Raw genomic sequence first — 12486 nt, forward strand, 5'->3', positions numbered from 1 at the left:
ATGAATCAAACGGAAACTTGACGAATGGTCAAACGCGGATCTTCGCAATTACGCTGGGCATTGCATGAGTCCGCCAGGCTCATGTCTATTTGGTCGCCGTCTATGCGTGTCTACTTCCAGAAAAAACTAGCAGAAGGAAAACACTACAATGTCGCTATTAGCCATGTCGTAAGAAAACTGGTACGGATCATTTATCAACTACTGAAAGACAATAAACCCTATGAGGAGCAGAAAATGATTATTAACTGATCTTTTCAAAAATTCCCTTTGCCTAGGGTTTCTTTGTCATGCCTTCAAACCACATCCAAACTATGTTATTCAAAATTTTCATATTACGCTTGACTTAATATAGTTTGTCTCTATTGGTTTCGGTTACAATAAGTATAAAAGAAAAAGCTTTAAACATCATCAATAATTTGCAATTACTTTATAATGTACGGCAGACTGGTAAACGGATTGGTCAATGAAATGAAAGGAGAAAAAATGATTGTATTAATTACTGGAGCTTCTCATACAGGAAAAACCGTACTGGCTCAAAAGCTACTAGAGAAATATCACTTTCCTTATCTTTCGGTTGATCATCTAAAGATGGGGCTGGTGCGAAGCGGCGAAACCAAGCTGACGCCTGAGGATGACAAGGAGCTTACTCCCTATCTCTGGAATATTTTAAAAGAAATTATTAAGACTGCGATCGAAAACGAGCAAAATCTTATCATCGAGGGGCTTTACATTCCCTTTAATTGGAAAGAGTCCTTTAGTAAAGAATTATTGGAACATATCGACTATTATTGTCTGATCATGACACAGAAATATATTGAGAAGCATTTTACTGATATTAAACAGTACGCAAATAGTATAGATAAAAGAGTAGATGATTCTGATTTAACCATCGAATCAATGATTGAGAACAACACTAGGAATTTAGAGATGTGTAAAAAATATGAGTGCGATTATATTCTGATTGATGAGACGTATAAGATCGATTTAAAGCTGGAGAAGTGATGGATATATGTGATACCTTGAGTTGTAGAAACAGAACTGTAGGACTGTATGAAAGTCGCTGTCTTTCCATTCACGCTAAAATTCGCTACAATAATAAAAAAGATATAGTTGGAGAAAAACAACATGAAAAAAATTACGATCAAAGAGGTCGCCGAAGAAGCAGGAGTATCAAAAACGACGATCTCACGATTTTTAAACAATAACTATGGCAATATGTCTATAGAAACGAAGGAAAAAATCGCAGGAGTGATCGAGCGGTTAAATTATCGGCCTAGTAAACAAGCGCAAGCATTAAAATCTAAGCACAGCTATTTAATTGGTGTGGTGGTCGCAGATATTTCTAATCTTTATTCTTCATTGCTTTTAAAAGGAATTGGCTCAGTCTTTGAGCAAAGCGGGTACCAAATGATTATTGTAGATGCAGCCAATTCGGTGGCACAAGAAAAGGAATTGTTAGAGAAATTACTGGATCAAAGCGTGGAGGGGATTATCCTTCAGCCATCGTCGCGACAATCAGCCAATTATGAATTTATTACAGAAAGAAATATTCCTCTTTTATTGGTCGATCGACAAACGGAACCGGAAAAATGGTCCTCGGTAATGACAAATAATGTTGCCGCAACACAAGAAGTAGTGAAAAAGGCTTTGAGCAAGGGATACGAAAAAGTAATCATTGTCAGTGAACCGATAAAAGATGTGAGCACTAGGGAACTGCGGTTTCAAACGGTTAAAGAAACCGTCCAAAAGGTTGGAAAGGAGTATCAGCTGGTGGAGGTTACAGATGAGGGGGAGATTCCTGAATTACTCCAACCAATTATAGCTGACTCGAAAAAAAGCCTGCTTTTCGCATCTAATGGCCGAGTTCTGATGGATGTTTTGGCATGGTTGATCAAACAAGAAATCGCGATACCAGAAAAGCTCGGTATTACCGGCTTTGATGATTGGAGCTTAACCGAATTAGTTGGACCAGGGATTACAAGCATAGAGCAGCCTTCCAAAGAAATCGGAAAAATTGCTGGTCAATATCTACTAGAATTGCTAAAAGAACCTAAAGAAAGAGAAGAAATTATTGTGCCGTCAGATATTCGCTGGCGGAAATCAGTTTAGATGTGTTATTTTTAAAATAAGTATATGAAGAATAAGCCGCATTTGGAAACCGGTTTCCAAATGCGGCTTATTTTTATGTATGTATAAAATGTTTTTTAATTATGTAACCGTTGACATATTTCGGAAACCGGTTTACTATGTGTTTATAGAAACCGGTTAACTAATTGAAAGGACGATGTTTATGATGAGTAATAGATTAGTGCTGAATTTTTTAGTTTTTGCAGATAGAGTTGCAGAAGGCGAGCTACAGGCGGACTTGTTACAGGAGGCAGCAGACTTAGGTTTTAGCAAAGTTGAAATCAGAAGAGAATACTTTCAAAAGATTGAAGAAGAGATTCCTGTTATTCAATCTGAAGCAACGCGTTTGAAGCTGCAATTATTTTACAGTGTTCCAGATGAGGTCTATATCCAAGGGGAAATCAATCCTAACCTGGAGCAATACCTTATTGAAGCGAAGAAAATGGGGGTCAAGCACATCAAATGGAACATTGGAGATTTTAGCGATGAGCTTCATTTAGACCAATTGAAAGCGCTTCTTAGTGAAGGGGTAGAAATCTCCATTGAAAATGATCAAACCCAAACTTCAGGTACGATCAATGCAATTAGAAAATATATGATGGCAGTGGAGAAAGCCAAAGCCGCAATAGGATATGTCTACGATCTCGGAAATTGGCGATTTGTAGGAGAAGACGAAATAGAGGCCGCTGAATTGTTAAAGGACTATGTTCATTATATCCACGTGAAGGATGTTCGCTACGAAAACCAAAAACCACAGGCTGCTGGGCTTGACCATGGAGAGATCGCTTGGCGTAAAGTATTGCAGATTCTACCGCAAGAGGTACCTGTTGCCATCGAATATCCGACAGCTTCAAATGCAGAAATCTTAGAGGCAAAAGGATTACTTGAAGGAAGCTGACGGAGTGAAATCATCAAATAAAGCAACGCATGTATACGTCAAGCACATCACTTTCTTTTCACAGTAGAGAAAGAATGATTCTGAAACAAACTAGGAGGAAATCTAATGACTGATCAACAAACGAAAATCGATCCAGAAAAATTTGCCTATCATTTTATGGAAACGATTCATCGCCCCGAAATTGATAAAGAAAATATGGAGAGTGCGGCTAAAGAAGCACTGGCGGCCTATTTAACCGGGTATTATTTGATTCAAAAATTCAATCATCTGGAAAATGACTTCTTTGTTGAAGATCATGCAAAACCAATTTCAAAATATCAACGCATCTTAAGTGAACTAAACAACTATTAGGAGGTGGACAAACATGGGTAGCGCACTAACAGGAATATTATTAGCTGTCACCTTTATCATCTTTGTTCTCTACGCCATGAAAGGTGGTAACTTAACCGTCGGCTTCTTTGTAATGGCAATCTTGTGGACAATCATCGGAATGGTTCCTTTTAACACAGCAGTGAAGGAGATCTTCACGGAGCCGGTTTTAAATTATGGGAAAACAGCTGCATACATCATCTTTGGGTCCTGGTTTGGACGAGTCCTGGTTGATACCGGGATTGCCGGAAGCATCAGTCGAAGAACAGAAAAAGTTGGGAAGAAGAGCCCTGTCCTAGCAACGATTTTAATTGCTCTTGTAATCGCTTTAATTTTCACTAGTTCATATGGGGTTGGTTCGGCCATTGCAGTCGGAGTGATTCTATTTCCAATCATGTTCTCAATCGGTGTACCGAAAAACATTGCAGTTTCAATTTTCACGATTGCGATTGGCTCAGCAATGTACGTCAACAATGTCTTATTTGTTCAATTTCAAGTGTTCTTTCCGAAAGTAGAATGGGGGCCGCACTATCAGCGTTTTGGTTTTGTCGCAATGGGCGTGCAATTAGTGATTTTGCTCCTCTTTATTCTGTTCAATTCAAAGAAAATTCGTAATGGAAAACCTGAAATTGTCGAAAGCAGCACGGAAGAAGAAGTTGTTGAAGTACCAGTTTGGACCTATGTATTGCCAGTTTTACCAGTAGCATTAAGCATTTTTGCTAAATGGGATGCAGTTCCTGCGCTTTTGATCTCCACAATTATTGCTTTTGCTGCGACAGGCAACATGAAACGCTACAGCAAGTTTGTGACGATGATGAATGAAACCGCTAAGCATGCGATCAGCGATATCGCAGGTTTGCTGATTATGCTATTCGTTTTGACCATGTTTCAATCTGCTGCGGTTCACGCGATGTCTGGTTTTACAAGTGTCTTTCAGGAAATCATCCCCAATAGCAAACTCGTTTTAATAATCATCGTTGCTATCATTGCTCCGCTTTCATACTTCCGGGGTCCATTGATGCTGTACGGTGCCGGTGCTGCGACCGCTGCAATTTTAGTGGGGACAGGAATGTTCGATCAATATTTCTTATATGGTTTATTGGTAGTTCCTTCAATGATGGGTGTTTCAGCCTGTATCACTCAGTCATGGAATTTATGGTCAGTCCAATACGCCGGACTGGATACAAAAACATTTTTACTGACAGGAATGCCATGGGCTTGGGCAGCTACCGTTCTGAATTTGATTGCTGCATATATCTTACTTTAAAAGAAAAGAGGAAATAATTATGAGTGAATTTTTAACTATTGGAGAACCAATTGCATTGTTTGGATCAGAAGAAGTTGATAAATCTTTAAAGGACGCCTGTCACTTCCAAAAGTTTCTTGCGGGAGCGGAAGTTAACGTTGCTGTCGGTGTTTCTCGCCTTGGGCATAGCAGCGAATACATTACACAGGTTGGGAAAGATCCATTTGGTGAATTTATTATTGATCGTTTACACGAAAATCAAATCGGAACAGATTATATTTCAGAAACTGCTGATTTTTGGACCGCCTTTCAATTGAAGGATCGTGTCAGTCAAGGCGACCCAAGTATTTTTTATTTCCGTAAAGGGTCAGCTGCCGCACATTTTGAACAAGCGGTGTTGGATAAGATCGACTTTTCAGAGGTGAAAATGGCACATTTATCGGGGATTTTTCCAGCGATTTCGGCAGAAGCTCAAAAGGCTTTTCGTTATCTAATCAGCTTGCTGGAGAAAAATCAGATTCCCACTACCTTTGATCCGAACTTGCGTCCGCAGCTTTGGGCAAGCCAAGAAGAAATGGTTGCGACAATCAATGATTTGGCCTCCCATGCTAAGATTGTATTGCCGGGAATCAACGAAGGAGAAATCTTAATGGGTAGTCGTGATCCTGAAGCAATCGCAGATTTCTATTTAAATAATGGGGAAGCCACTCAAACAGTGATTGTTAAATTGGGGACAGAAGGTGCTTATGTGAAACAAAAGGATGGTACAAGCTTTACTGTGCCAGGTTTTAAGGTACCAGAGGTCGTCGATACTGTTGGTGCTGGAGATGGCTTCGCGGTTGGGTTAATCACTGCTTTAATAGAAGAAAAAAACTTGAAGGAAGCAGTAGTTCGAGCGAACGCCATTGGTGCGATGGCGGTTCAATCACCTGGGGATAATGATGGCTATCCAACACCCGAGGAATTGGGAGAATTTTTACAAAAACAGGAAGTGGAAGCATGAGATTACAAACAGCGATTGATCGTGTTTCGCTAGAAGAGGCAATTGCTTTAGCAAAACAATTAGATGGTAAAACCGATATTTTAGAGATGGGGACATCCTTAGTCAAAGATTATGGCAACTTAGCGATTGAAAAATTGAGAGAGTCTCTGCCACAAACTACCTTACTCGTCGACAGCAAAACAATCGATGAAGGTGCCTACGAATTTAATCAAGCATTCCGTTACGGCGGCGACATCGTTACCGTGATGGGAGCGGCGTCCCTAGCTACTTTGCAGGCTTGTTATGAAGTGGCCCAAAAAGAAAATAAGACAATGATGATTGATTTGTTAGAGGTTGCGGATGAGAAAATTGAAGAGATCAAAAATTTTCCAGAAGCGATCTATACGCTGCATCATTCAGTTGATCGCAAGGATCAGTTCGATGCAGCCTCAAGCGTTGACGCATTTCACAAAAAATACCCCAATATCAATCGGTTGGCAATTGCCGGCGGAATCGATTTGGATCAGGCACGAATTTTAGCCGAGCAAGGAATTATTGAAGTCGTCATCGTAGGATCAAAAATTGCGAAAGCGGCAGATCCGTTAAAAGCGGTAAATGAATTTATGGGAGCTGTTCACAAATGAAAACAATCAAAACAATCATGCAAGAAATCAATCAAGTCATGGAATTAGTCGATGAGAGAGAATTAGACCAAGCCATGCCCTTATTTCAAAAGGACAAACGAATCTTTGTGATTGGGGCTGGCCGCAGTGGGTTTCAAGCTAAAGGATTTGCTATGCGATTAATGCATATCGGCTATACGGATTATGTTATGGGAGAAACGATTACACCTTCTATCCAGAAGGGAGATACGTGGGTCGCTATTTCTGGTTCGGGGACAACTAAAGGGATTGTTTCTGATACTGAAAAAGCGAAAGAACTGGGTCTTGGTATCGTTGCGTTGACTAGTGATGTCAATTCACCATTGGCAAAAATAGCGGATAAAGTGATCGTAGTACCGGGAGCGACTAAGACTGGAGCAGGTATAAAATCTACTCAGCTTCTATCGAGCTTGTTTGACCAAACGGTGCATATTACTTTGGATGCCTTTACTTTAAAATTAGCGCAACGAGATCAAACTTCTAACGAAGATGCACTTCATGAACATGTGAATGTAGAGTAGGTGAGTTTAATGAAAAAAGTTGAAGTTTTGACACGCATCGAAAAAGCCGGTGTAGTAGCAGTCGTCAGAGAAAGCACCAGTAAACAAGCTTTTGAGGCAGCCAAGGCTGTCGTCAAGGGAGGCATAAAAGGTATTGAAGTAACCTTTTCTGTTCCTCAAGCTGATCAAGTTATTACTGATTTAAAAAAGGAATATCAAAATGATACAGGTGTGACTATTGGCGCGGGTACAGTTCTAGATCCTATTACGGCGCGCTTGGCGATTATGGCTGGAGCCGAGTTCATCGTGAGTCCCAGTTTTGACCCAACAACTGCTGAACTTTGTAATTTGTACCAAGTACCATACATGCCGGGGTGTATGACGATTACAGAAATGCAGCAGGCAATGAAAAGTGGTGCGGATGTCGTAAAGCTGTTTCCAGCGAATCATTTTACACCACAGATAATCAAAGCAGCAAAGGCACCGCTGCCCCAAGTAAATATTATGCCGACAGGTGGAATTAATCTAGAGAACCTGAAAGAATGGAAAAAGGCTGGAGCAATCATGGTTGGTGTTGGGGGGAACTTATTCAAAGGTGTTGCAAAGGAAGACTATGATTCGGTCACGAAAACTGCGCAAGAATATATTGAGGTATGGCAAACTAATTGAGTCATTACGTTTTTTACACAGTCATTGCACTAGAATAGGGCGTTAGAACCTGCATGTGGGAGGAAGAGATTATTTCATTTATATGATTACTTGAACCTCACTGTTTTATTGACAGATTGACGCTTTTATAATTTACTTTACTAAAAAATGAAGCGCTCTATTTTTATAGAGGGCTTCATTTTTCTTTATATATATTGAAGGAATCTACATCATTAAACTAATTTAATCAGCACGATTCGCAATTCCTGGGATAAATTTTAAACAGTAAAGTGCACATATTCCGACAACGATGTAGATGATTTTCGCAAGAATCGTTGTACTTCCACCAGATATTGCTGCAACCAAATCATATTCAAAAAGACCGACCAATAACCAATTAATTCCACCGACAATCAATAATATAAGCGCGATAATATCTAGGTATTTCATCTGTAAACCCTCCCTTCTATTTGGTCTAACAGTACCATAATTGATTCTACCGACATATTCATCTGCTCATTATACAAATTTTTTTATTTTATTAGATGAAAAAGGCTGCAAATAGTATGAGAGATCCTAATTAATTTAGTGAACTATTTTCTTTGAGATTATCGAGAATCGTGCAAGTTTTCGTTAGTGGTGAATGAAACTGACAAATCATAATTGATTTTTGTGCATTTTAACTAGTGTAGAGCCGCAAAAAAAATCTTACTCTATAGATGTAAAAGTTTGTTCGAAAACTAAAAATAAGAAGGAAAAGGTGAATAAAATGAGAGTAACAAAAGCAGAGCTGCATCAATTGATCCAAGACAAAATCCATAAGGCTGGATTATCAAAGGAACATGCTGGAATCGTAAGTGATGTCTTGACCTTTGCCGATGCCAGAGGAATTCATTCTCATGGAGCAATGCGTGTCGAATATTACTCAGAGCGAATCGCAAAAGGCGGGATCACGCAGGAACCAAAGTTTAATTTTGAAAAGACTGGTCCAAGCTGCGGCGTCTTTGAAGGAGACAATGGCTCAGGATTTGTAGCGGCTGAGAAGGCGATGGATCATGCAATCGAGATTGCTAAGGAAACTGGTGTAGCGGTGATTGGTGTTAGAAATATTTCTCACAGCGGAGCCTTAGCTTATTATGTTGAAAGAGCTGCAGAAAAGGATCTGGTTGCAGTATCTGTCTGTCAGTCTGATCCAATGGTCGTGCCATTTGGGGGGAGCGAACCGTTTTTCGGAACGAATCCAATCGCGTTTGCAGCGCCGAGTAATGATGAGCGAATCATTACATTTGATATGGCAACGACGGTTCAGGCTTGGGGGAAAATTTTGCACGCTCGTTCGCGTAAAGAATCTATTCCTGATACTTGGGCGGTGGACGAACAGGGAAACCCTACAACAGACTCAACAAAGGTAAATGCCTTAGTTCCAATCTCAGGTGCGAAAGGCTACGGATTGATGATGATGGTCGACGTTTTATCCGGTGTGTTGCTGGGAGTCCCATTTGGTAAGCACGTTTCCTCAATGTATCATGATCTTTCTAAAGGAAGAGAATTAGGGCAGCTGCACATTGTTATTAATCCAGAATTTTTTGTCGGCTTAGATACTTTTAAGCAAACAATTTCAACAATGCTAGACGAACTTAAGACTGTTGCTCCGAGTGCAGGTTTCAAGGAAGTGAATTATCCTGGTGAGCGAGGAAGAATGCGTGAGAAGAATTATGAAGAAAACGGGATTGAGATTGTCGACGACATTTATCAATACTTGATCAGCGATGATATCCATTACGATCGTTATGATCATAAGAATAAATTTGCTGAGTAAAATGGTGAATTATTCAGGTTAGTAATTTCTGATACTCAAAGGAAACGCGACAGAATAAGAAGAATTCATTTTCTTAACAAGACAGAATTTTTTTAAGAAAAGGCACTATTTGAGATGACAGCGCGTATAATAGAGGAAAGGCTAGTGAAAGGGAGCGAGTAGAATGTCGAACCCATTTATCAATTCAGGCTTGGAATTTGCCCTAAAAGATTTTTTTCGGGCTAATGTTACAACAGAGCAGGTCTATCCAACCGTTGCAACCGACATCCGAAAAGAACGATTGATTCTCTATGTGTATCCTGATAGCTTAAAATTTGTCTTTGTTGATCAAGAGAAAGAAGTGCAGGAGCAGCAGTAGTCCTTTATGCACTCGCAATAGAAAAAGCCAAAACGCTAGTATTCAGCGTTTTGGCTTTTTTATAATGGAGCTGGCGGGAGTCGAACCCGCGTCCAAACACATCGACACCTAAAAATCTACGCTCATAGTCATACTATTTAAATTTCGCTTTGTTCTCTGCCGCATGACAGGCCGCGAACATTGCTAGTCTGATGAGCTCTTTTTCAACTTGCAGACGGAAAGTTGAAACGTATCCCACTTAGAATAGGACCCTTACTCGAGCACATGGGCGATACCGAGAGGATCTACGCTAACTGTTTTTAGGCAGCTAAAGCGTAAGAGTTATTGTTGTTTTTAGCAGTTATATTTAACTGTAACGTTTTAACGTAGACGTAACCTACGAAGCGCAATTCAGGCTCAAACTATGCCTGTCGAATCCGTAACAGCCCCTTGATAATTATTTTTGTTGCAGTAGAAAGTATAACATTCCGTTATAAAAAATGCAAAGATGTAAATGAATATTGAAGATTTAGTCTTCCAAACTTGAAAAATTGAAGAAAAAGCAAATTGTTAGTGAAGATACGGGTAAGGTAATGGTTCAAAAAAATGAAATAGAGTATACTTAGAATGAGAATCAGATGATATCAGGGGGTTAAGGTATGAATATTTTAATGATCGAGGACAATGAGTCCGTTTCTGAAATGATGCAAATGTTTTTTCTGAATGAAGGCTGGGAAGCGGAATTTAAATACGATGGGAAGGAAGGGTTGAGTGCGTTTAAGGCTGATCCTGAAAAATGGGACATGATCACGCTTGATCTGAACCTGCCAAGTATGGATGGGATGGAAGTTGGGCGTGAGATTCGCAAGATTTCTAAAACAGTTCCTATTATCATGTTGACGGCTAGAGATTCTGAAAGTGACCAGGTGATCGGTCTAGAGATGGGAGCGGATGATTATGTAACGAAGCCTTTTTCGCCATTAACATTAATCGCACGAATTAAAGCGTTACATCGCCGCAGCGAATTGACGTCTGAACCGCAAAAAGAGACCACTGCCAGCAATGAAAGTTTTGACATTCAAACAGATCATTTCAAGATGAATTTGAAAACACGTGAAGCGTATTTGGATGGAAAAACAATCGAAGGGTTGACACCGAAAGAATTTGACTTATTGTATACGATGGCAAAGAAACCGCGTCAAGTCTTTACTCGCGAACAGTTGCTAGAACTAGTATGGGATTATCAATACTTTGGTGACGAACGAACAGTTGATGCTCATATCAAAAAATTGCGTCAAAAAATTGAAAAGGTTGGCTCACAGGTCATCCAAACCGTTTGGGGTGTCGGGTATAAATTCGACGATACCGAGGTTGGTCGATGAAATACCTTTATCAACAGCTACTGGCTTTTGGCGGTTTGATTTTATTAATCCTGTTGACATTAGGACTGTCTTTCACTCAATTTACTCGTAAAACGTTAGAGGATAATAACTACAAAGAATTATTCGGCTATGCAGAGTCTATGGAGAAAAATAATATTTCTTTAAGCAGAGATATTCGCTTCGAAGGAATGTCGAGTAATGAGATTTTTCAATTTGCGATTCGTGTAACTGAATCCAGTTTAAATCAGCAGGATGTTTCATTTGTCTTTATTGATAAGGACAGGAATGTCCAATATCCAGAAGAAACAGGAGAGGTAAATCCGCATTTAGTCAGCGATGCCCAATGGCAGTCATTGAAAGCTGGACAGCAGCAAAAGGAAACCAGCTCAAAAAATGTGATGGGACAAAATCAAACTACCTCGTATGCGATGGTTCCCTTTTTTACTGATGAAGTTTTCTTTGGTGTTTTACTCGTTAGTCAGCCTGCTATGAATGTTGAGACTAGTGTGAATTCGATCGTAACTGACTTGTTTAAAGCGTTCATCATTGCGTCAATTATCGCAATCATAGTCAGCTACTTCTTCGCAACACAGCAGGTAAAGCGAATCAATCGGATGCGCTCTGCGACGAAAGAGGTAGCGATGGGAAATTTTGATGTTGTTGTTCCTAACCGCAATCGTGATGAATTTGACGATTTGGCTGAGGACTTCAATAAGATGACCATTTCCTTGAAGGAATCACAGGATGAGATTGAGCGGCAGGAAGAACGCAGAAAGCAATTTATGGCGGATGCCTCTCACGAGATGCGTACCCCATTAACAACTATTAATGGATTGCTGGAAGGGATGCAGTATAACGCGATTCCAGAAAATCAAAAAGAAAAAGCGATCAAGCTGATGCAAAATGAAACGTCACGACTGATTCGATTAGTGAATGAGAATTTGGATTATGAGAAGATCCGAACCAATCAGATCAGTATTCTTTTACAGAAATTCAACGCGACTGAAGCTGTCGCTACTTTAGTTGCCCAATTGCAGGCCAAAGCAGAAGCGTCAAACGATCAGCTGATACTGCAAACGAAAGAGCCGATCGAAGTTTATGCTGATTATGACCGTTTTGTGCAAGTCATGGTGAATTTGATTCAAAATGCGATTCAGTTTACTACTGATGGAACAGTGAATGTAGTGATTACTAAGCTGGAGCATGCCGTAGAAATCAGGATATCGGATACAGGTATCGGTATGACAGAGGCTCAAGTGAAAAATATTTGGGACCGTTACTACAAAGCAGACCCGTCCAGAAAAAATACAAAATATGGCGAATCAGGGTTAGGTTTATCGATCGTACAAGAATTAGTGCGACTGCATAATGGGACTATCAAAGTTGAGAGTGAATTAAATGAGGGAACGACCTTCACTGTCATTTTCCCGGATAAGCCTGAGGAATTAGAAAGTACAGAAGAACAAAAAGAAGCGTAAAACCATTTTGGTTCTACGCTTCTTTTTACATTGTATTC

Annotated in this window: 14 protein-coding genes, 1 other RNA gene and 1 pseudogene; 14 read left to right on the top strand and 2 right to left on the bottom strand. The window is 39.9% G+C overall.

The genetic code is table 11. The features are described from left to right. The 10 genes and pseudogenes from JZO85_RS14180 to JZO85_RS14225 form a co-directional block, all read left to right on the top strand. Positions 1-249: pseudogene (locus JZO85_RS14180) on the top strand (IS110 family transposase); the annotation flags it as partial. A 234-nt stretch (positions 250-483) separates the two neighbouring features. Next, the gene (locus tag JZO85_RS14185; RefSeq protein ID WP_207109183.1) at positions 484-1002 is read left to right on the top strand and encodes an ATP-binding protein; all 519 of its coding nucleotides are present in this window, start codon (positions 484-486) and stop codon (positions 1000-1002) included. A gap of 123 nt (positions 1003-1125) precedes the next feature. Then, positions 1126-2109, top strand: coding sequence for a LacI family DNA-binding transcriptional regulator (locus tag JZO85_RS14190; RefSeq protein ID WP_207109184.1), 984 nt, complete (start codon positions 1126-1128; stop codon positions 2107-2109). 181 nt (positions 2110-2290) lie between these two features. Beyond that, on the top strand, positions 2291-3025 hold the full coding sequence (locus JZO85_RS14195) for a sugar phosphate isomerase/epimerase family protein (protein WP_207109185.1): 735 nt from the start codon (positions 2291-2293) through the stop codon (positions 3023-3025). A 105-nt stretch (positions 3026-3130) separates the two neighbouring features. Further along, positions 3131-3376 carry a hypothetical protein gene (locus JZO85_RS14200; RefSeq protein WP_207109186.1) on the top strand — a complete coding sequence of 82 codons (246 nt, stop codon included), beginning with the start codon at positions 3131-3133 and terminating at the stop codon, positions 3374-3376. A 13-nt stretch (positions 3377-3389) separates the two neighbouring features. Continuing rightward, positions 3390-4661 (top strand): gluconate:proton symporter, encoded by a 1272-nt coding sequence (locus JZO85_RS14205; protein WP_207109187.1) that lies wholly within the window; start codon positions 3390-3392, stop codon positions 4659-4661. Between the two features lie 19 nt (positions 4662-4680). Then, a complete protein-coding gene (locus JZO85_RS14210) occupies positions 4681-5643 on the top strand; it encodes a sugar kinase (RefSeq protein WP_207109188.1) in 963 nt (320 codons plus the stop codon). Next, entirely contained in the window at positions 5640-6266 is a 627-nt protein-coding gene (locus tag JZO85_RS14215; protein ID WP_207109189.1) for an orotidine 5'-phosphate decarboxylase / HUMPS family protein, read from the top strand. The genes JZO85_RS14210 and JZO85_RS14215 overlap by 4 nt, the downstream gene beginning before the upstream one ends. Beyond that, on the top strand, positions 6263-6805 hold the full coding sequence (gene hxlB, locus JZO85_RS14220) for a 6-phospho-3-hexuloisomerase (protein ID WP_207109190.1): 543 nt from the start codon (positions 6263-6265) through the stop codon (positions 6803-6805). The genes JZO85_RS14215 and hxlB overlap by 4 nt, the downstream gene beginning before the upstream one ends. Before the next feature lie 9 nt (positions 6806-6814). Further along, positions 6815-7453, top strand: a complete 639-nt coding sequence (locus JZO85_RS14225) for a bifunctional 2-keto-4-hydroxyglutarate aldolase/2-keto-3-deoxy-6-phosphogluconate aldolase (RefSeq protein WP_207109191.1) — start codon at positions 6815-6817, stop codon at positions 7451-7453. Between the two features lie 222 nt (positions 7454-7675). Here JZO85_RS14225 and JZO85_RS14230 read toward each other — a convergent pair whose 3' ends face one another. Then, on the bottom strand, positions 7676-7882 hold the full coding sequence (locus JZO85_RS14230) for a DUF378 domain-containing protein (RefSeq protein WP_207109192.1): 207 nt from the start codon (positions 7880-7882) through the stop codon (positions 7676-7678). 319 nt (positions 7883-8201) lie between these two features. Between JZO85_RS14230 and allD the strand changes: the two genes are divergently transcribed. Then, positions 8202-9251 carry an ureidoglycolate dehydrogenase gene (gene allD, locus JZO85_RS14235; RefSeq protein WP_207109193.1) on the top strand — a complete coding sequence of 350 codons (1050 nt, stop codon included), beginning with the start codon at positions 8202-8204 and terminating at the stop codon, positions 9249-9251. Between the two features lie 163 nt (positions 9252-9414). Further along, positions 9415-9609: a hypothetical protein gene (locus tag JZO85_RS14240; protein ID WP_207109194.1), complete on the top strand. Its 195-nt coding sequence runs from the start codon at positions 9415-9417 to the stop codon at positions 9607-9609. A gap of 62 nt (positions 9610-9671) precedes the next feature. On the opposite strand, the gene ssrA is transcribed toward JZO85_RS14240, so the two are convergent. Next, positions 9672-10038, bottom strand: a transfer-messenger RNA (tmRNA) gene (gene ssrA / locus JZO85_RS14245). 209 nt (positions 10039-10247) lie between these two features. Here ssrA and JZO85_RS14250 point away from each other — a divergent pair. Together JZO85_RS14250 and JZO85_RS14255 are read left to right on the top strand one after the other, a co-directional pair. Beyond that, positions 10248-10970 carry a response regulator transcription factor gene (locus JZO85_RS14250; protein WP_207109195.1) on the top strand — a complete coding sequence of 241 codons (723 nt, stop codon included), beginning with the start codon at positions 10248-10250 and terminating at the stop codon, positions 10968-10970. Further along, complete coding sequence (locus JZO85_RS14255; protein WP_207109196.1) at positions 10967-12448, top strand: sensor histidine kinase; 1482 nt, start codon at positions 10967-10969, stop codon at positions 12446-12448. The genes JZO85_RS14250 and JZO85_RS14255 overlap by 4 nt, the downstream gene beginning before the upstream one ends. Positions 12449-12486: the final 38 nt, after the last annotated feature.

The sequence above is a fragment of the Candidatus Enterococcus murrayae genome, from assembly GCF_017315985.1.
Lineage (GTDB): Bacteria > Bacillota > Bacilli > Lactobacillales > Enterococcaceae > Enterococcus_A > Enterococcus_A murrayae.